The organism is Fusicatenibacter faecihominis (assembly GCF_020686945.1).
Lineage (GTDB): Bacteria > Bacillota > Clostridia > Lachnospirales > Lachnospiraceae > Limivivens > Limivivens faecihominis.
Genome location: NZ_JAJEPR010000014.1, coordinates 24,307 through 42,937 on the forward strand (window position 1 = coordinate 24,307; position 18,631 = coordinate 42,937).

The following is an 18,631-nucleotide window of genomic DNA, read 5'->3' on the forward strand; positions in this document are numbered from 1 at the left end:
ATTCTCCTTACTAAACCTTAATCTTATCCCTGATCTTCTGAAACATGGCATCTTTGATCCCGCTGACCTGCATGATCTCCTCGATGGAAGAAAAGCCGCCCTTCGCCTCGCGATAGGCAATGATATCCGCCGCCCTCGCTTCGCCGATCCCAGGAAGAGTCTTCAGTTCTTCAGGCCCCGCCGTATTGATGTTGACCCTGTCATCGGTTTCCTGTAAAGGCGCCTGGCCTCCTTCTGTCTCCTCCCCTTCAAAGGGAATGTAGACCTGCTGCCCGTCCGTCAGCTCTGCCGCCTGGTTTACCAGCCGTTCCAGGGCTTCGGGAAGAAGGCCGCCGGCCGCTTCCACCGCCTGAAAAACCCGACTTTTTTCCGGAAGTTCGTAAACGCCGGGCTTTGCCACGGCTCCTCTCACATCCACAAACAGGGTACCGCGGGAAACTTCTGTTTCTTCCTGGCTCTCCTCCTCAAAGGAAGAGACCGCAGGAAACGTTTCCTCTTCTATTTCCATAGCCTGCCTTCTCCCGCAGCCGGTAAGACAGCTTACCAGAACCGTCAGAAAAAGAAAAATCTGCCAGACATGTTTCATATTTTCTGTATCTCCCTTCATCCCCATAGATGAAAGGCCCCTTACACAGACAATATTATTGTAGCGGAAAATTCACATTTTTACAACACATTTTTAAAAAGTTTTTCACCATTTGAAAACAATCACCCCGATAATGGCGATGCCCATTCCCATGAGTTTTCTCCACTCAAAGGCAGTGCGCTCCACGCCAAACCAGCCGAAAAGTTCGATGACCCAGGCCACGATGAGCTGGGAAATCACGATGAGCATCGCCGCCCGGGCAGGCCCCAGGTCCGCCATGCTCCGCACCACGGTGACGGTGATAAAAGCGCCGATGACACCGCCGAGAAGCGTCCACTTATTCGGGACTTCCATCAGAGTGAGAAAACTCTGCCGGTCCGTGAAGGCCCAGGCAAGGAGACAGACGATGAGGGCTGTCAGCTGAACAAACGAGGTCGAGACCCAGAGGCTCGTGGCTTTGGTGACTTCCGTGTTAAATACGCCCTGAATGCTCATCAGGGCTCCTGAGATCAGTGCGATCATGACTCCAGACATAGAAAAAACTCCCTTTGCTTTTTCCATATTATGTGCAAAGGGAGTCCTCTTTATACCTTTTTTCAGAAGCTCTTTTCCAGCTTTTCGATCATCTCGTCGATATGCTCTTTCTCAATGACAAGGGGCGGTACCAGACGGATCACATCGCTGCCCGCGGAGAGAACGATGAGGCCGTTTTCCAGCGCTTTCTTCAAGATCTCGCCAACGGGACGTCCCGTCACTACCAGACCCTGCATGAAGCCTTTGCCCCGGCGGGCGCTTAAGAAATCGTATTTCTCCACCAGCTTATCCAGACGTTTCTCCAGATAGGGAGTCAGCTCGTTCACATGATCCACGATATGGTTCTTCTCAAAAAGTTCAAACACCTTCGTCACAGCCGCGCAGGCAAAAGGGTTGCCGCCGTAGGTGGTTCCGTGATCTCCCGGTACCAGAGTGGCGTTGGCAGTCTTCTCATTGAGGACGAAAGCGCCCACGGGAACGCCACAGCCCAGAGCTTTCGCCGTGGTCATGATATCCGGCTCCACGCCGTACTCCTGCCAGGCATACATGGAACCCGTACGGCCCATACCGCACTGAATCTCATCGAGAATCAGAAGGATGTCATTTTCTTCACAGATCTTCTTCACGCCCTGGAGAAACTCCTTCGTCGCAGGATAAATACCGCCCTCGCCCTGAACGGTCTCCAGAATGATCGCGCAGGTCTTCTTCGTCACCTGGGCTTTGACGCTCTCAAGATCGTTGAAATCTGCGAAGCGGATGCCGCCGATCAGGGGTTTGAAGGGCTCCTGATAATGGCTGTTTCCGGTGACGGACAGAGCGCCCATGCTTCTTCCATGGAAGGAATGTTTCATCGCGATGATCTCATGATCGGTGCAGCCGTCCTTGTTCCAGGCGTATTTTCTTGCTGCTTTGATGGCTCCTTCGATGGCCTCGGTTCCGCTGTTGGTGAAAAATACCTTGGAAAGACCGCTGGCCTTGGTGACTGCCTCCCCGGCCGTCATCAGGGGCACATTATAATAGAGGTTTGAGGTGTGGATCAGCTGGTCGATCTGATTTTTCAGGGCCTCGTCATAGTCCTGATAATGATAGCCCAGAGCAAAAACAGCGATACCGGCGCCGAAATCCAAATATTTCTTTCCTTCTACGTCAGTCAGATAAACGCCCTCGCCTTTTTCCAGAACCACCGGGAAACGGTTGTAGGTGTGAAGGATCACATTCTCTGACCGGCTGATATATTCTTCTGTCTTACTCATGAGCTTCCTCCTTCTCTCCAGTGATCACAGTACCGATACCGGTCTTGGTAAAGAACTCGAGAAGCAGGCTGTGCTCCATTCTTCCATCCAGAATATGTACTTTTCCAACGCCCGCTTTCACAGCGTCCACGCAGTTCTGGATTTTCGGGAGCATGCCGCCGCCCACATTTCCGCTCTCCAGAAGGGCTTCTGCCTCGGAGATTGTCAGGGAGGAAATAAGGCTTGTGCGGTCCAGCGGATTGCGGTAAACGCCCTCGATATCCGTCAGGAAGGCCAGTTTGCTTGCTTTCATGGCGGTAGCGATGGCGCAGGCCGCGTCGTCGGCGTTGACGTTATAGGAATGGTAATCGCTGCCGGAACCGATGGGGCAGACAACCGGAACGAAATCGTTGGCAATCAAGGTATCCAGAATTTCAGTGTTGACCTCTGCCACCTCTCCTACATAGCCAATATCCTGACCTTTGGAGAGCTTCTTGCTCACCCGGAGCAGGCTTCCATCTTTTCCGCTGATGCCAACAGCCTTGACACCGACTTTTTCCATCATGGAAACGAGACCTTTGTTGATCTTATTTAAAACCATCTCGGCAATCTCCATCGTGTCTTTGTCTGTCACACGAAGACCATTCACAAAGTTGGTCTCAAGGCCGGCTTTGTTCACCCATTTGGTGATCTCTTTTCCGCCGCCGTGGACGATGATCGGATGGAAACCGACCAGCTTTAAGAGAGCTACGTCACGAATCACATTCTTTTTCAGCTCATGATCCACCATGGCGCTTCCGCCGTATTTGACGACGATGGTCTTTCCGTGAAATTCCCGGATATAGGGCAGAGCCTCGATGAGGACGCCCGCCTTTTCAAACCAGTTTGTCATATTGTTTTCTTCCATTTTCTTTCTCCATTCTGCCGCCGGAAAGCGGCGTTCTTATTACTTAAGAGCGGTAATCCGCGTTGATCTTCACATAATCATAGGTGAGATCGCAGCCCCAGGCCGTCGCGGAGGCCTCTCCCATCTTCATATCCGCAATGGCGGTTACTGCTTTCTCAGAAAGAATCTTTGTAGCTTCTTCCTCGCTGTAGCCGGTGTCCACGCCGTTCTCGATGATCTTCAGCTTTCCGGCAGCGCTCTCAAAGTAGAGATCCACTTTTTCCGGATCAAACTGTACGCCGGAATAGCCCAGAGCGCAGAGAATCCGGCCCCAGTTGGCGTCATGGCCAAAGATGGCTGCCTTGGTAAGATTGGAGGTGATGACGGATTTGCTTAAAATCACAGCCTCCTCTTTGGATTTCGCATGGATGACCTTACACTCGAAAAGAGCGGTCGCGCCCTCTCCGTCCCCGGCCATGGTCTTTGCCAGGGTCTCGTTTACCTGATAAAGGGCCTTCACAAAAGTCTCATAATCTTCGTTTTCCTCAGTGATCTCCGGGTTGCCTGCCAGACCGTTGGCCAGCAGAAGAGCCGTGTCGTTGGTGGAGGTATCGCCATCCACAGAGATCATATTATAGGTATCTTTTACCACAGAGCTTAAAGCCTTCTGGAGAAGCTCTCTGGAAATCGCCACGTCCGTCATGATAAAGGCCAGCATCGTACACATGTTGGGATGGATCATGCCGGAGCCCTTGCTCATAGCGCCAATGGTCACAGTCTTTCCGCCGAGCGTAAACTCGATGGCAGTCTCTTTCTTGATCGTGTCGGTGGTCATGATGGACTCAGCCGCCAGGGTGCCTGCCGCTTTTGCGTCAGAGAGCAGAGGGATCATTTTTTCCACGCCGCCCTTGATCTTGTCCATCGGAAGCTGGCGTCCGATGACGCCGGTGGAAGCCACGAGAATCTGATCCTCTGATACATGCAGAAGCTCTGCTGTCTTCGCTGCGGTCTCCCGGCAGTAGCCGTAGCCTTCCTCGCCGGTGCAGGCATTGGCGATACCGCTGTTTGCCACGATGGCGCTGGCCTTTCCTACCTCATAGACCACATGCTGGTCCCATTTGACAGGAGCCGCCTTTACCACATTCGTGGTAAAAGTTCCGGCCACCACACAGGGAACCTCGCTGTATACCATAGCCATATCTTTTTTATCTTTTTTGATGCCGGCAAAAATCCCTGCCGCCTGAAATCCTTTGGGAGCGGTTACGCCGCCTTCGATCACTTTCATCTTTCTACTCCTTTCACCCGATCAGGGGAACATCGGAACGAGATTCAGTCCCTCGTTCTCCGGAAGCCCAAAGAGCAGGTTCATGTTCTGCACGGCCTGTCCTGCGGCTCCTTTTACCAGGTTGTCCATAGCGCCCATCATGATGATACGGTGGGTTCTGGGATCGATCTTGAAATTTACGTCCACATAGTTGCTGCCTTCCACCCATTTGGTCTGGGGGCAGACATCCTTATCCAGCACGCGGACGAACTGTTCCTTCTCATAATATTTATCGTATGCAGCCTTCACTTCCTCATAGGAAACGTCTTTTTTGAGGGAAGCGTAAGCGGTGATGAGGATGCCTCTGTTCATAGGAACCAGATGCGGGGTGAAGTTTAAAAGGATCTCTTTTCCTGCCGCATAGCCCAGCTGTTCCTCAATCTCCGGCGTGTGACGGTGGCCGGCCACGCCGTAGGCCTTGATGTTCTCATTGACTTCACAGTAGAGGTTGTCCACCTTGGCTCCCCTTCCGGCTCCGGAGGTACCGGATTTTGCGTCGATGATGATGGTATCCGGATCGATGAGTCCCTCTTTTAACAGGGGATAAATGGACAGGGTGCTGCAGGTGGGATAGCAGCCCGGGTTCGCGATCAGGCGCGCCCCTTTGATCTTCTCACGGTTGATTTCCGGCAGTCCGTAAACGGCTTCCTCGATAAACTGGGGAGCCTTGTGCTCGATCTTGTACCACTCTTCGTATATTTTTACATTTTTAATACGGAAATCCGCGCTCAGGTCGATGACCTTTGCTTTGGAAAGAATTTTCTCATTGATTAAGGAAGCACAGAAGCCCTGGGGGGTGGCGGTAAAAATCACATCCACCTGGTCGGCCAGCGCCTCCAGATTGTCATCCCGGCAGACATCCTCCACCAGCTGGAACATATTCTGATAAACACTGCTGTATTTCTTATCAATATAGCTTCTTGAGCCATACCATTTAATTTCCACATCTTTGTGTGCCAGTAAAATCCGTACCAGCTCGCCCCCGGCATAACCGGTGGCCCCGATAATTCCTGCCTTGATCATGTTCTTTTCTCCTCTTTATCTCTTTTTGTCAGCCCGGCTGACACCTTCTTTTGAAGATAGCACTTCTTACTTTTATCGTCAAGTGTCCGGTTTCTTTTTTTGTCTCCGGAATGTCGATGATTAATTATACATTATCGCTGTATAATATGCAAGTAGTTTTTGAAGTATTCAGAACCGGATAATTTTTTCTCAATTTCCTGTTGCATAATTATAATTTTTGTTGTATAGTAAGGCATATTGAGTGAAAAATGATCAGGAGGTCTTTTATAATGAAAGAAAAAGTTGTATTAGCTTATTCCGGCGGTCTGGACACCACAACCCTGATTCCCTGGCTGAAGGAAAATTTCAATTATGACGTTATCTGCTGCTGTGTAAACTGTGGACAGGGAAACGAGCTGGATGGCCTGGATGAGAGAGCAAAACTTTCCGGCGCTTCCAAATTATATATCGAGGACATCATCGACGACTTCTGCGATAACTACATCATGCCCTGCGTGGAGGCCGGCGCTGTATACGAGCACAAATATCTCCTCGGTACTTCCATGGCCCGCCCGGCTATCGCAAAGAAACTGGTAGAGATTGCCCGCAAAGAGGGCGCTACCGCTGTCTGCCACGGCGCTACCGGTAAAGGAAACGACCAGATCCGTTTTGAGCTGGGTATCAAAGCTCTGGCTCCGGATCTGAAGATCATCGCTCCCTGGCGTATGACCGATATCTGGAAAATGGAATCCCGTGACGACGAGATCGCATACTGCAAGGCTCACGGCATCCATCTTCCCTTCGATGACAGCCACAGCTACAGCCGTGACCGTAACCTCTGGCACATCAGCCACGAGGGACTGGAGCTCGAGAATCCGTCCCAGGCTCCGAACTATGACGACATGCTCGTTTTGAGCGTTACCCCGGAAAAAGCTCCGGATAAAGAGACCGAGATCACGATGACCTTCGAGCACGGCATTCCGAAGACACTGAATGGCAAAGCCATGAAGGTTTCCGAGATCATCACCGAGCTGAACCGCATCGGCGGCGAAAACGGCATCGGTATCGTTGATATCGTTGAGAACCGTGTCGTTGGTATGAAATCCCGCGGCGTTTACGAGACACCGGGCGGAACTATCCTGATGGCAGCTCACGAGCAGCTGGAGGAGCTGACCCTCGACCGTGACACGATGGAGACCAAGAAGAAACTTGGCAGCCAGTTTGCCCAGGTTGTATACGAAGGAAAATGGTTCACTCCCTTAAGAGAAGCTCTTCAGGCATTCGTAGAGTCCACCCAGAACTATGTGACCGGCGAAGTAAAGATGAAGCTTTACAAAGGCAACATCATCAAAGCCGGAACCACTTCTCCCTACAGCCTCTACAACGAGTCCCTGGCTTCCTTCACCACCGGTGATCTTTACGACCACCACGATGCTGACGGCTTCATCACCCTGTTCGGCCTGCCCTTAAAGGTTCGCGCAATGATGCTCCAGGAAGTTGAGAAGAATCAGAAAAATTCATAAGCCATAAAAGAAAACCCCATCGGCTGTTGCGGACCGATGGGGTTCTTCTCTTTTATGCAGCGTGTCTTTTAAAGATCACACCGCGATATTTTTCCAGAGCAAAAAGCAGGATCATGCCGAGCACGCCGCAGGATAACACTTCTCCCAGGCCTACCGTGAGCATCTGAAGCGGAATGGGAATATTCACTCCATAGCCATAGAACAGTACCAGGGGCACAACAATGGTGTTTGCCACAATGGGGGATACCGGCGCAAGGAATTTATTCTGTTTCCGAAGCGCATAGGTTCCGCAGGCTCCGATCAGGGTAGCCAGGCTTCCGAAGATGATATCCAGAGGAATCGCTCCTCCGAAAAGGTTTCCGATCAGGCATCCCACGAAAAGTCCTGGAATCGCTGCCGGTGTAAAATAGGGAAGGATCGTCAGTGCCTCGGAAAACCGCAACTGTACCTCGCCAAAAGAAATGGCGGAAAATACCACGGTCAGCACCACATAGATCGCCGCAATGGCAGCGGCCTCAACAATAAACTGCACTTTCTTGTCTCTCATATTCTGTTTTCTCCTTTAGTTTTGTTTTACATGTGGAAGGTCACGAACACATGATTCATTTTCACGCAACAGAAAATCAGTTGCGTGAGACATATGCCTTCGGTATATGTCTACGCCGGGAATCGGCGGTCAGCCCAATCAGACCTTGTTTTTGCGGGCTATGCAACGGGTGTGAGTATAGCACAGGAATTGAAAAATTGCAAGAAAAATGTTCACATAAAAAGACCTTCCTCTGAATTTCTCTCCATTGGAAGGTCTTTCTCTTTCTTATTCAGATACGGTCTCTGTCTCTGCTGCGCTTTCTGTTTCTGCGACAGTCTCAGATGCAGTTTCTGTCGTCTCTTCGGAAGCAGTCTCGCTCTCGGACTCTGCTGCGTCGGTGCTCTCCTCTGTCTCAGCAGTGGTTTCCGTCTCTGTCTCCGCATTCAGTTCTGACATGTAATCGGTCAGAGCAGTGCCATCTACCGTGTAGGTATTCACTACCGTAGGCTTGTGGTTCTGGTAGAAAGAATATCCTGCCCATCCGATCAGAGCAACCACAACCACGCAGACAATGACTTCCGCAAGAATACGCTCCCTCTTCTCGCGCTTCATGATCTTGTCGCGGTTCTTTTTCTGCTCCTTATACTTGTCTACTTTTGCCTGGCTCATTTTTTCCACTCCTTGTAAAGTCTTTCCTGGCCATGTCGTCTCCCTTCACAGCCATTTTCCTTATTATACAATAGATTTGTGAAAAATGCATGTACTTTTTAACAAAAATACAAACTATTCAGCGAAACAAACCTGGAATATGCCTCTAATCTGTTTCAAAAGTCAGGCAACAACGATAATTCCGCCGTCGTTGGCATACATGCTGCTGATTCCGGCTGTATCTACAACGAAAATTCCCTTGGGATGAATCCGGTTGATCAGGGTCTCTTTTACCATCTGGGCACGCTCCGGGCAGTTGCAGTGGGAAATGGCGATCACAGTCTCATCCGGGTTTACCACTTTCTCCACAATGCTGTCCACCATACGAACCAGGGCTTTGTTCATGCCTCTGGCCTGATCCAGCTGGGTGATCTCGCCCTCCGGCGTGGATACCATCACCGGTTTGATCCGAAGAGCCGTTGCCACAAAGGCTTTCACTTTGCTTAAGCGACCGTTTTTCCGTAAGGTCTCCAGATTTTCGAGAACAAACCAGGTCATCTGGCTGTCGATATAGGCTTCTACCTTGTCGATGATCTCCTCAAAGGGAAGTCCCTGCTCCTCGCACTCCTGGATTTTCAGACCGATGAGGGTCTCGCCGATGGAAGCGGAACGGGAATCGAAGATATAAACTTTTGCGTCCGGCTTCTCCTCTTTCAGAAGGTTCATTCCCAGAACGGCGCTGTTGTAGGAACCGCTGAGTTTTGAGGATAAGGTGACTGCAAACACATGGTCCGCGTCACAGTCAAAAGCAGCCCGATAGGCCTCCGGGGAAGGGCAAGAGGATTTCGGACAGTTGGGGCTGGCCGCCACCCGTCTCAGGAAATCTGCCTGGTCAAAAGTTGCATCATCTACAATATTGTGATCGTCTACCTGTATCATAAGAGACGCCGTCTCAAAACAGCCGCTGGCTTTCATCTCGTCGGTCAGTTCGCCGCAGCTGTCAATTACTACCTTGAAGCTCATATATCATTCCTCCAAATATGGATTTCTATCGTTCAGTACAAAGCCACAGTTCTTCGCTCCGCTTCGGTCGGTGATAAACGAGTCCCACCGGGACTCATCACCCCGTGCTTCGCACTATCGCTGCTATCGCTAGCTTCTGTTCTGAACTGTTACGAAACGTAGTTTTAAATACTACCTCATCATAGCATATCCCCAGAGGTTTGAAAAGAGTTTTTTTTAAAAACTTGTCAAATCCCGGAATTCGGGCTATGATATAGGAAATGATTTTTCCGGAGGTTTTATCCATGCGCGCATTTCAGATCCAGGACGTGAAGAGCTTCATGTCCCATCTTCTCTTATCTAACACCTTCGACCGCTTTCTTCTGACGGAGGCTTCTATCACGACCTTTAACACCTTTTTCATCGACGGTCATCTGCATAAAGACTATTTTTCTTCCGATGAGGCGGAAATGGCTGAACTTACCACCTACTCCTACTGGGAACAGCTGCGGCCTTTTGCCCTCTCCCTTATTAAAGGAAAGAAGACGCCCCTCGCCATGAAAATCGTCTTCTCTCTCGCTCCGAAAAATGTGGAAAAACTCATCCTTCAGAACCACCTTTCTATCCGGCCCGAGGAGATCGGCGGCCTTTTCCTGAACGTCCTCTATGACGGACAGAAGCTCACCGTTACCACCGGCACCTCCCTGAAAACCTTCTCCCTCGATAAGACCCTCTCCCAGCTCTGGGACGAACTGGCGGCGGCTTTTTTCCGGAAACACGGGATTCCCTTCACGACTTTATAAAAACTTTATATTTTTTAGAGATTTTTGTTAGCACTCACCTTGTTTGAGTGCTGATTTTCTCTTGACTTTTCACTGGAAAGGTATTACACTGAGAAACAGCAGGGGCCAGAGAGCCCGTCGATCTATAGAAAAAAAGGAGTGTTTCAATATGAGTAAAACCGGTAATTTATCCATTAACAGTGAAAATATTTTCCCGATCATAAAAAAATGGCTCTATTCCGACCATGATATCTTTGTCCGTGAGCTGATTTCCAACGGCTGCGACGCCATCACCAAACTGAAAAAGCTGGAAGCCATGGGCCAGTACACCTTCCCGGACAATTACAAGGCAAAAATCGAAGTCATCTGCGATCCGGATGCCAAGACCCTGAAATTCATTGACAACGGTCTCGGCATGGACGAGGATGAGGTAGAAAAATACATCACCCAGATCGCTTTCTCCGGCGCTACCGACTTTCTGGAGAAATACAAAGACAAAGCAAACAACGATGAGATCATCGGCCATTTCGGACTGGGCTTCTATTCTGCATTTATGGTAGCCGACGACGTTCACATCGATACCCTTTCCTATAAAGAAGGAGCAAAACCCGTTCACTGGGAGTGCGACGGCGGTTCCGAGTATTCCATCGGCGACGGTGAGAAGGTAACCGTTGGAACAGAGATCACCCTTTTTCTGAATGAGGAGAGCGTGGAGTTCGCCAATGAGTACCGCGTCCGCGAGGTACTGGAGAAATACTGTTCCTTCATGCCGACCGAGATTTTCCTGAGCAAGGCCAACGCTCCCCAGGAGTACGAAACCATCGACGAGAGCGAGCTTCGCGACGACGATGTGGTAGTTGAGCACATCCACGAGGATGCAAAGACCGAAGAGAAAGAAAATGACAAGGGTGAGAAAGAGACCGTTGTTGTTTCCCCGGCCAAAGATCAGGTAAAGATCAACAAACGTCCGGTTTCCATCAGCGATACCCATCCGCTGTGGACCAAGCATCCCAACGAGTGTACCGAGGAAGAGTACAAAGAATTTTACCGCAAAGTCTTCATGGATTACAAGGAGCCCCTGTTCTGGATCCATCTGAACATGGATTACCCCTTCAACCTGAAAGGTATCCTCTACTTCCCGAAGATCAACACCGAGTATGATTCCATCGAGGGAACCATCAAACTCTACAACAACCAGGTCTTCATCGCCGACAACATCAAAGAGGTAATTCCGGAATTTCTGATGCTCTTAAAGGGTGTCATCGACTGCCCGGATCTGCCGCTGAACGTTTCCAGAAGCGCTCTGCAGAACGACGGTTTCGTGAAGAAGATTTCCGATTATATCACCAAGAAAGTGGCAGACAAGCTCACCGGTATGTGCAAGACCGACCGTGAGAACTACGAGAAATACTGGGACGATATCAGCCCCTTCATCAAATACGGCTGCATCAAAGAGCCGAAATTCAGCGAAAAAGTCCTGGATTACACCCTGCTGAAAGATCTGAACGGCAAATACTTCACTTTCCCGGATTACATCACATCCGTAAAACCGGCTGAGGAAGAAAAAACCGAGGAAAAGGCCGAGGAGACAACCGATTCCGCTGAGAAGAAAGAGGACGAGAAGAAACCGCAGACCACGATCTACTATGTGACCGATGAGATCCAGCAGAGCCAGTACATCAACATGTTCCGGGAGCAGGGTATGAACGCCGTTATCCTGAAACACAACATTGATTCCGCTTTTATCACCCATATCGAGCGTGAGAAAGAGAAGGAAAATATCCATTTCCAGCGTATCGATGCAGATGTGACCAATGACTTCAAGGAAGAAGTTTCCGCCGACGAGCTGAAGGATGAGACCGATGCTCTGACTGAGCTCTTCCGCAAGGCTCTGGGCAAAGATAAGCTGGAAGTCAAGGTAGAGAAGCTGAAAAATGAGAATATCTCCTCCATGGTAACTCTGTCCGAGGAGAGCCGCAGAATGCAGGATATGATGAAGATGTACGGCATGGCAGGTATGGATCCCTCCATGTTCGGCACCACCGAGACCCTGGTTCTGAATGCCAACAACAAGCTGGTTCAGTACATCTTTGAGCACAAAGATTCTGAGAATGTTCCGATGTTCTGTGAACAGCTCTACGATCTGGCTCTCTTAAGCCACAAACCGCTGAATCCGGATGAGATGACCAAGTTTATCACCAGAAGCAACGAGATCCTGATGCTTCTTGCCAAATAAGCGTTAAGAAAAATAAGACCGGGATTCCCCCAAAAAGGAGTCCCGGATTTTTTTGTCTCCGCTCTTTTCTTTTAAAGATTTGTCTGCTATACTGATAAAATCAGGGTCAGAATGCACTGCTTTTCCGGCAAATATGTATGCGCTTGTTCCGGTAGCGATCTGTTCTTCAAAAATATTGCTCTGACCCGCCAAACACAATTTCTCCAGGAGGATCTTACCCATGATGGAAAAACTTGCCCCTTATCGGGTATTCACTTCCAGTTCCCTGAAGCTCATCGCCGTCATCACCATGCTGATCGACCATTTCGGGGCCACGGTCATGAGCCAGGCGATCTTAAAACTCCCCGCTGTCAAAGCGGATGCGGACCTTTACCATAACATGCTCATACTCTACCGGCTGATCCGCTACATCGGCCGCGTTGCCTTTCCCATCTACTGTTTTCTTCTGGTGGAAGGCTTTATCCATACCCACAGCAAGATGAAATATCTGCTGCGGCTCGGAATCTTCGTGCTGATCTCCGAGATTCCCTTCGACTATGCGATTTACAATCACTGGTTTTACCCGGACAAACAGAACGTGTTCTTTACCCTGTTTTTTGGCATGCTGGTGATGGTACTGGTGGATCGTTTCCGAAACGACTGGCTGCAGTTTCTCATTATGGCCGTCGGCGTTTATCTCGGCTGGCTCTTTAAGACCGACTACGGTGCAAGAGGCGTTTTTCTCATCTGTACTCTGTTTCTTGTCCGCTATGCCCGTCCGATCCAGTGTCTGGCCGGAGCCCTCATCATGCAGTATGAGCTCACAGCTCCCCTGGCCTTCGTGCCCATCCTTCTCTACAACGGAGAAAAAGGCAATCTGAAAATGAAATACTTCTTCTACTGGTTCTACCCGGTTCATCTTCTGCTGCTGGGTCTTGCCAGAGATATCGTCCTTTTCTATTTCGGATGAATAACCAATTACAGCCCGCAGCATCATTCCTGACCATCTGAATGAATACTGCGGGCTGTCTGTTTACTTAACGTCAAAACATTTTTATGAATTTCTGAATCATTCCTGCTCTTCTGCAAGTTTTCTCAAAATTCCAAGAACACCATTTTCCTCATAGGAAGGAGCCACATGCTTCGCGGCCTTTTTGACGCCATCGGCGGCGTTGGCTACGGCGTAGCTCTCCCCGGCCTGTTGAAACATGCCGATATCGTTGAAGTTATCGCCGAAAGCCATGGTTTCTTCCGGGCGGATTCCCAGGATTTTCTGGAGCTCCTTCAGAGCGTTTCCTTTATCTGCCGCCGGGTCCACGAAATCGATCCAACACTCTCCCGCCTGGAACACCCGGAACGTATCCTTCCAGCGCTCCTCTATCGCAGCCCCGATCCCGGCGATACCGGCCCTCCGGTAAATGGCCAGCTTCTGGATCTCCACAGGCTCTTTCGTCACATCTTTTACCAGATGAATCTGATTGTGATAGCCCTCCACCTGGAGCCGCTCGAAATCCTCGTCGTGCTGCTCGTAGTAGATGCCATCCAGCGTGGAGGCCGTGAAAATGCAGTCCGGAAGGGTTCGCATGTAGGCGATCAGCCTCGCCACATCCGTCTGGTTCATTCCCATGGAATAGAGTTTTTCACCCTTTCGCATAATGTTCGTTCCATTTCCGGAGATAAAAACAATGTCATCAAAAACCGGATCCAAAAGGGCCCGCATGCTGCTGTACTGACGGCCGCTGGCTCCCACAAAAAGTATTCCTTTTTCCTTCAATTTCCGAATGATCTCATAAAATTCCGGATTGATGCTGGTAGTTCCTTCCGGCACCAGGGTTCCGTCAATATCCGATGCAACCAGTTTAATCATATTTTCCCTCCAGAATTTCCCGTAGAGTGTCCTCCACCAGGGCTGTGCGGTAAGGGCAGAGCTTCTTCACTGCCTCAGGAGAATTTTCCATGGCCACGCCGTTTTTCACCGCGGCCAGCATCTCCAGATCGTTGTAATTGTCACCGAAGGCCATGATCTCCTCCGGTTTGACGTTGAAACGCTTTTCCAGAGCCCGCATCGCAGAGCCTTTGTCCACGCCCTCCTGGATCGTATCCAGCCACTCCATGCCGGAAGTCACAACCCGCATCAGCCCTTTGAAGCGTTCCGCCCACTCTTCGTAATGCTGGGAACCGTTCTTTTCATAAAGCGAAATTTTAATATACGGCTCTTCCACTTTGAAAATGTCATCCACCACAGTGACGTTATTTTTTACCACATGGATCAGATGCTCCGCATAGGCCGGGTCTTTTGGCTGCACATAACAGGTGTTCATGCCGGAAAGAAGAACCTCCGTGTCCCCGTGATCCAGAATGATCTTCATGATCTTCTGACCGAGCTCCCGGTCAATGATATGTTTATCGACAACCTCACCCTGATACATAACCAGAGCACCGTTCTCGCAGATATAGGCAATCTCATCCTCCACACCGTGGAACAACCGGTAAAGATTCGGATACTGGCGGCCGCTGGCTGCGGCAAAAATCCTGCCCTGCTTCGTCAGCTCATGAATGAGCTTTGCGGTGCCGGGATTTAAGGACTGGGCATGGTTTAAAAGAAGGGTTCCGTCCAGATCGCTGGCAATGAGTTTTATCATCGGTCAATCCTCCTTTTCCATCGCAAACAAAAAGATCTCCTCCGGCTTCTCTGCGATGTGACAGGCCTTGCTCTCCTCCAGCTCCTTCCGGTCACGGAAGCCCCAGAGAACGCCCACGGTTTCCATTTCCGCTGCTTTTCCAGTTTCCATATCAGTGGCAGTATCGCCGATGTAGAGGCAGTCCTTTTTCTCCGCCCGGAAATGCTCCGCGAGACGGTTGGCCCCGATGGGGGACGGCTTTCTCGGAACGCTGTCGGTCTGCCCCTGAATCGCGTCAAAATAGCCTTTTCCAAACAGGGTCTCCACCACGTCCACCGCCTGGGCATGGGGCTTGTTGGAAAGGACGGAAATTTTGATGCCTGCTGCTTTGAGCTTTTCCAGAAGCTCCGGAATCCCCTCGTAGGGAACGACTTTGTACATACAGGTCTCGCTGAAATATTCCCGGTATTTCCGGTACATCTCCTCATACTGGCTGCACTCCGCGTCCCCGGCCGCCCGAAGGCAACGGCGGCAAAGCTCCTTCGCCCCGTCTCCTGCAAAATATTTAAAACTTTCTGTGGGCTGTTCCGGAAGGTTCATCTCTCTTAATACCCGGTTGGCTGCTACAGCCATAGACTCCAACGTGCTGGCAAGCGTGCCATCCAGATCAAATATACATAATTTCTTCATGAAAAATCACTCTTTCTTTTGTTCTCAAACATGCTTAGGATACCATGTTTTTCCGGGGTTTACAATGGAACAAAGGTACAAAAAAACCGCCTTACCAGCGCAAAACGGAGGTAAGGCGTACAAAATATTTTTTAGTTCAGTTCCCCATCCAGGATGTAAAGCATGCCGGCTTTGAGCTCGATCTCAGCCTGCTCTTCTTTTCCGATGCGGACAGAAACGGTCTTGTCTGTGTCGGAGTAGAGCTGTGCTTCCACTTTGCTATTTTCCCAGGTAATGTCCACGGTGATATTTCCTCTGGCTTTGAGACCAGTCACCTCACCCTTGGTCCATCTCGTGGGCAGTGCCGGGAGAATATCAATCACTCCGGCATGGCTCTGAAGCAGGGACTCTGCCACTCCGGCCGTATAACCGAAGTTTCCGTCGATCTGATAGGGCGGATGGGCGCAGAGCATGTTGGCATAAACGCCGCCTCCAGTCATATGTGTGGATCCATCGGGCTCCACCAGACGGAGGATATGGTTCAGGAGCTCTCCCACATGAGCGCCATCTTTCATTCTCGCCCACATCAGGATCTTCCAGGCCAGGCTCCAGCCGGTACCCTCGTCGCCTCTTCTCAACAGGCTGTTTCTTGCAGCCTCGTAAAGAGCCGGTGTATCTTCTGTGATTCCGCGGCCCGGATGCAGCTCGTAGAGATGGGAAAGGTGGCGGTGATGCTGATCCACTTCTCCAAACTCTTCGTTCCACTCCAGAATCTGACCCTCGCTTCCGATGGCGGTCGGTACCATCTGACTTCTCACCAGTTCCGCTTTTTCTGTCAGCTCATCTTTGATTCCAAGAATCGCGCTGGCTTCCAGGTAATCTCTCAGAAGGTTTCTCACGATGGCGTTCTCGTTTTCTGTATACTGAGCCACGGTGAGCTTTGCATTTTCAAAGAAAAATTCGTTTTCCGGGGAAGTGGCAGGAGAAGCCGCATAGCCTTTTCCCGTATGAACAGCGGACTCCACACAGAAGCGCACATTTTCTTTCAGCACCGGATAGATCCGCTCCAGATACTCTCTGTCCTCGGTAAAGAGATACTGGTCGAAAAGGTTCCGGCAGAGCCACGCATAACCCATGGGCCAGAAGTTCCACTGAGCGAGACCGTCTGCTGGAGTCGTTTTTCTCCAGATATCCGCATTGTGGAAGCTGCAGGCTCCGTTCACTCCAAAGTAATTTTTCGCCGTCTCTTTTCCGTCGGCTGCCAGCTCCTCACAGAGCTTCACCAGAGGCTCGCCCATCTCCGCCAGGTTGCAGAGGCCGGCGGGCCAGTAGTTCATCTCTGTGTTGATATTGATCGTGTAATCGGAGAACCAGGGCGGAACCAGCTCCGCATTCCAGATTCCCTGGAGGTTTGCCGCCTGGGTACCCGGTCTTGAGGACGCGATCAGAAGATATCTTCCGTACTGGAAAAGAAGAGCGCTAAGTCCGATATCCTCGGGATGATCTTTGAAATCGATCAGGCGCTGGCGAAGATCCCGGTCCTCCTCTTCCTCGCCGAGAGAAAGGCGGACGCGGTCATAATAGGTCTCATACTCCACCAGATGCTCGGTCCGAAGAGACGCATAGGATTTCTCCGCACAGGTAAGATCTTTTTCCAGAAGCGGCACCGGTGAAATGCCTTCCAGCACCGGATGTTTGTCATAGCCGTTAAAGCTGGTGCGGATGTCATAATAGAGGGTCAGCTCCTTCGCATTTTTCACGATGAGAGCGTCTCCTGCCTCTTCCACCTCGCCGTCAGTCACAACTTTTGCCCAGCCTTCGTACCACATACCCTGTTTCTCCGGCTCCTCCGGGAAAACGGGAACGGCTTTCTCGGAGCCTCCCTCTCCTACGGTAAAGGGCACTCTTCCGGGGCAATGGCCTTTGGTCTTTAAAATGCCCGCCTCACAGCTGGTCTCCTTGGGATAACCGCCCTCCACATAGATCTTCAGAGAAAAAGCTTCCTCTGAGAGAATGTGGTAAACCAGCGCCTGAGCCGGCCGGCTGATCAGGCAGCGTTTCTCCACCTGTGCACCATGGTTCTTATAAGCGACAATCACCTCCGCCGTATCCAGGCAGAGTTCTCTGTGGTAATCGGAAATCTCCTCCTCACCCAGCATTTCCATGCAGAGATTTCCAAAAGGTATATACATCTGCACATCTTCAGAAGTCTTGAAGCAGTCCTGCAGATAATCCAGCGCTTTCTGATACTCCCGTTTCTCTGTCAGCTCCCGGACCTTGGTCAGGTATCCTTCCGGAAGTTCCTTCTGCGTTTTCTCCGGATAACCTGACCAGAGTGTGTCCTCGTTCAGCGCCAGTGTCTCTTTTTTCGTTCCCCCATACACCGTTGCGCCCAGTCTTCCGTTTCCCATCGGAAGGCTCTCATGCCAGTTTCTGGCAGGCTGATCATAATACAGCTTCATCTTTTGCCTCCTCCATTTCAGTCAGCTCTTTCTGTCGTTTAACGCACCTTCATCATATAATAAAAAACTGCTTTCGGCAACCTGTTTTTTTATCAATTTTCAACAAAAGATGCCAGGATTCTTGGCATTTTAAAAGAGGGACTGTGTTTCTGGAAAAAAGATTTATTCGAAGGGACAGGCTGACCGCCTTTCCCTTCGAGCATCCTTTTCTGCTTAAGGTCAAAAAATATGGGGCTTACGTCAGACTGGCAGGGTATGACTATATGGTGGGTGGAGATAAGTGATTATGGGGGCGTTTGACTTGTTTTGGAATTTTGAGAGTTGCAGTCATGTGTTTTTTGGGTGGCCATTAACTGCATTTGGAGTTTTGGAAGTTGCAGTCATGCATTTTGAGTAGTTTCGTTGACTGCATTTGGCATTTTGGGGAATTGCAGTCAAATATTTTCGGTATTTTATTGACTGCATTTGGAGTTTTTAGGAATTGCAGTCAAACATTTTCTAATTTTGCATGACTGCAATTGAAGTTTTTTAGATTTGCGGTCAACTGGGGGCCTTATTTTTGATGACTCATTTTGAGATTTTGCAATATGCAGTCAATCGAAGCTCCAATACTAAA

17 protein-coding genes are annotated in these 18,631 nt (G+C 50.2%); 4 read left to right on the forward strand and 13 right to left on the reverse strand.

Annotated features, from left to right (window positions below; genetic code table 11):
• Positions 1–10 precede the first annotated feature (10 nt).
• The 6 genes from LKD71_RS09620 to argC form a co-directional block, all read right to left on the reverse strand.
• A complete protein-coding gene (locus LKD71_RS09620) occupies positions 11–586 on the reverse strand; it encodes a helix-hairpin-helix domain-containing protein (protein WP_227615245.1) in 576 nt (191 codons plus the stop codon).
• Between the two features lie 105 nt (positions 587–691).
• Positions 692–1,120 (reverse strand): DMT family transporter, encoded by a 429-nt coding sequence (locus LKD71_RS09625; protein WP_227615246.1) that lies wholly within the window; start codon positions 1,118–1,120, stop codon positions 692–694.
• Positions 1,121–1,182: 62 nt separating this feature from the next.
• On the reverse strand, positions 1,183–2,373 hold the full coding sequence (locus tag LKD71_RS09630; RefSeq protein ID WP_227615247.1) for an aspartate aminotransferase family protein: 1,191 nt from the start codon (positions 2,371–2,373) through the stop codon (positions 1,183–1,185).
• Positions 2,366–3,259, reverse strand: a complete 894-nt coding sequence (gene argB / locus LKD71_RS09635; protein WP_227615248.1) for an acetylglutamate kinase — start codon at positions 3,257–3,259, stop codon at positions 2,366–2,368. The genes LKD71_RS09630 and argB overlap by 8 nt, the downstream gene beginning before the upstream one ends.
• Before the next feature lie 43 nt (positions 3,260–3,302).
• Entirely contained in the window at positions 3,303–4,523 is a 1,221-nt protein-coding gene (argJ, locus tag LKD71_RS09640) for a bifunctional ornithine acetyltransferase/N-acetylglutamate synthase (RefSeq protein WP_227615249.1), read from the reverse strand.
• Between the two features lie 21 nt (positions 4,524–4,544).
• Positions 4,545–5,585 carry an N-acetyl-gamma-glutamyl-phosphate reductase gene (gene argC, locus LKD71_RS09645; protein ID WP_227615250.1) on the reverse strand — a complete coding sequence of 347 codons (1,041 nt, stop codon included), beginning with the start codon at positions 5,583–5,585 and terminating at the stop codon, positions 4,545–4,547.
• A 269-nt stretch (positions 5,586–5,854) separates the two neighbouring features.
• Here argC and LKD71_RS09650 point away from each other — a divergent pair, with 269 nt between their 5' ends.
• A complete protein-coding gene (locus tag LKD71_RS09650; RefSeq protein WP_227615251.1) occupies positions 5,855–7,087 on the forward strand; it encodes an argininosuccinate synthase in 1,233 nt (410 codons plus the stop codon).
• A 52-nt stretch (positions 7,088–7,139) separates the two neighbouring features.
• Here the strand turns inward: LKD71_RS09650 and LKD71_RS09655 are convergent, their stop codons facing one another.
• The 3 genes from LKD71_RS09655 to LKD71_RS09665 form a co-directional block, all read right to left on the reverse strand.
• The gene (locus LKD71_RS09655; protein ID WP_227615252.1) at positions 7,140–7,634 is read right to left on the reverse strand and encodes a QueT transporter family protein; all 495 of its coding nucleotides are present in this window, start codon (positions 7,632–7,634) and stop codon (positions 7,140–7,142) included.
• Between the two features lie 267 nt (positions 7,635–7,901).
• Positions 7,902–8,285 carry a hypothetical protein gene (locus LKD71_RS09660; protein ID WP_178045477.1) on the reverse strand — a complete coding sequence of 128 codons (384 nt, stop codon included), beginning with the start codon at positions 8,283–8,285 and terminating at the stop codon, positions 7,902–7,904.
• A gap of 162 nt (positions 8,286–8,447) precedes the next feature.
• Positions 8,448–9,287 (reverse strand): DegV family protein, encoded by an 840-nt coding sequence (locus LKD71_RS09665; protein WP_227615253.1) that lies wholly within the window; start codon positions 9,285–9,287, stop codon positions 8,448–8,450.
• Between the two features lie 284 nt (positions 9,288–9,571).
• Here LKD71_RS09665 and LKD71_RS09670 point away from each other — a divergent pair, with 284 nt between their 5' ends.
• The 3 genes from LKD71_RS09670 to LKD71_RS09680 all read left to right on the forward strand — a co-directional run bounded on the left by LKD71_RS09670 (position 9,572) and on the right by LKD71_RS09680 (position 13,233).
• Positions 9,572–10,069, forward strand: coding sequence for a DUF5721 family protein (locus LKD71_RS09670; RefSeq protein ID WP_227615254.1), 498 nt, complete (start codon positions 9,572–9,574; stop codon positions 10,067–10,069).
• A gap of 148 nt (positions 10,070–10,217) precedes the next feature.
• A complete protein-coding gene (htpG, locus tag LKD71_RS09675; RefSeq protein WP_227615255.1) occupies positions 10,218–12,284 on the forward strand; it encodes a molecular chaperone HtpG in 2,067 nt (688 codons plus the stop codon).
• 220 nt (positions 12,285–12,504) lie between these two features.
• Positions 12,505–13,233, forward strand: coding sequence for a TraX family protein (locus tag LKD71_RS09680; RefSeq protein WP_227615256.1), 729 nt, complete (start codon positions 12,505–12,507; stop codon positions 13,231–13,233).
• A 99-nt stretch (positions 13,234–13,332) separates the two neighbouring features.
• On the opposite strand, the gene LKD71_RS09685 is transcribed toward LKD71_RS09680, so the two are convergent.
• The 4 genes from LKD71_RS09685 to LKD71_RS09700 form a co-directional block, all read right to left on the reverse strand.
• Positions 13,333–14,130 carry an HAD family hydrolase gene (locus tag LKD71_RS09685; protein WP_227615257.1) on the reverse strand — a complete coding sequence of 266 codons (798 nt, stop codon included), beginning with the start codon at positions 14,128–14,130 and terminating at the stop codon, positions 13,333–13,335.
• Positions 14,123–14,905, reverse strand: a complete 783-nt coding sequence (locus LKD71_RS09690; RefSeq protein WP_178045471.1) for an HAD family hydrolase — start codon at positions 14,903–14,905, stop codon at positions 14,123–14,125. Before LKD71_RS09690 ends, LKD71_RS09685 begins: the two co-directional genes overlap by 8 nt.
• Before the next feature lie 3 nt (positions 14,906–14,908).
• Positions 14,909–15,574 (reverse strand): HAD family hydrolase, encoded by a 666-nt coding sequence (locus LKD71_RS09695; protein WP_178045470.1) that lies wholly within the window; start codon positions 15,572–15,574, stop codon positions 14,909–14,911.
• A 131-nt stretch (positions 15,575–15,705) separates the two neighbouring features.
• Positions 15,706–18,015: a glycoside hydrolase family 95 protein gene (locus LKD71_RS09700; protein WP_178045469.1), complete on the reverse strand. Its 2,310-nt coding sequence runs from the start codon at positions 18,013–18,015 to the stop codon at positions 15,706–15,708.
• Positions 18,016–18,631: the final 616 nt, after the last annotated feature.

Coding starts and splice junctions, on each gene's coding strand:
- LKD71_RS09685 (WP_227615257.1), bottom strand. CDS start 14,130: ATGATTAAACTGGTTGCATCGGATATTGACGGAACCCTGGTGCCGGAA.
- argB (WP_227615248.1), bottom strand. CDS start 3,259: ATGGAAGAAAACAATATGACAAACTGGTTTGAAAAGGCGGGCGTCCTC.
- LKD71_RS09655 (WP_227615252.1), bottom strand. CDS start 7,634: ATGAGAGACAAGAAAGTGCAGTTTATTGTTGAGGCCGCTGCCATTGCG.
- LKD71_RS09630 (WP_227615247.1), bottom strand. CDS start 2,373: ATGAGTAAGACAGAAGAATATATCAGCCGGTCAGAGAATGTGATCCTT.
- LKD71_RS09690 (WP_178045471.1), bottom strand. CDS start 14,905: ATGATAAAACTCATTGCCAGCGATCTGGACGGAACCCTTCTTTTAAAC.
- LKD71_RS09695 (WP_178045470.1), bottom strand. CDS start 15,574: ATGAAGAAATTATGTATATTTGATCTGGATGGCACGCTTGCCAGCACG.
- argC (WP_227615250.1), bottom strand. CDS start 5,585: ATGATCAAGGCAGGAATTATCGGGGCCACCGGTTATGCCGGGGGCGAG.
- LKD71_RS09670 (WP_227615254.1), top strand. CDS start 9,572: ATGCGCGCATTTCAGATCCAGGACGTGAAGAGCTTCATGTCCCATCTT.
- argJ (WP_227615249.1), bottom strand. CDS start 4,523: ATGAAAGTGATCGAAGGCGGCGTAACCGCTCCCAAAGGATTTCAGGCG.
- LKD71_RS09680 (WP_227615256.1), top strand. CDS start 12,505: ATGATGGAAAAACTTGCCCCTTATCGGGTATTCACTTCCAGTTCCCTG.
- LKD71_RS09665 (WP_227615253.1), bottom strand. CDS start 9,287: ATGAGCTTCAAGGTAGTAATTGACAGCTGCGGCGAACTGACCGACGAG.
- htpG (WP_227615255.1), top strand. CDS start 10,218: ATGAGTAAAACCGGTAATTTATCCATTAACAGTGAAAATATTTTCCCG.
- LKD71_RS09620 (WP_227615245.1), bottom strand. CDS start 586: ATGAAACATGTCTGGCAGATTTTTCTTTTTCTGACGGTTCTGGTAAGC.
- LKD71_RS09660 (WP_178045477.1), bottom strand. CDS start 8,285: ATGAGCCAGGCAAAAGTAGACAAGTATAAGGAGCAGAAAAAGAACCGC.
- LKD71_RS09650 (WP_227615251.1), top strand. CDS start 5,855: ATGAAAGAAAAAGTTGTATTAGCTTATTCCGGCGGTCTGGACACCACA.
- LKD71_RS09625 (WP_227615246.1), bottom strand. CDS start 1,120: ATGTCTGGAGTCATGATCGCACTGATCTCAGGAGCCCTGATGAGCATT.
- LKD71_RS09700 (WP_178045469.1), bottom strand. CDS start 18,015: ATGAAGCTGTATTATGATCAGCCTGCCAGAAACTGGCATGAGAGCCTT.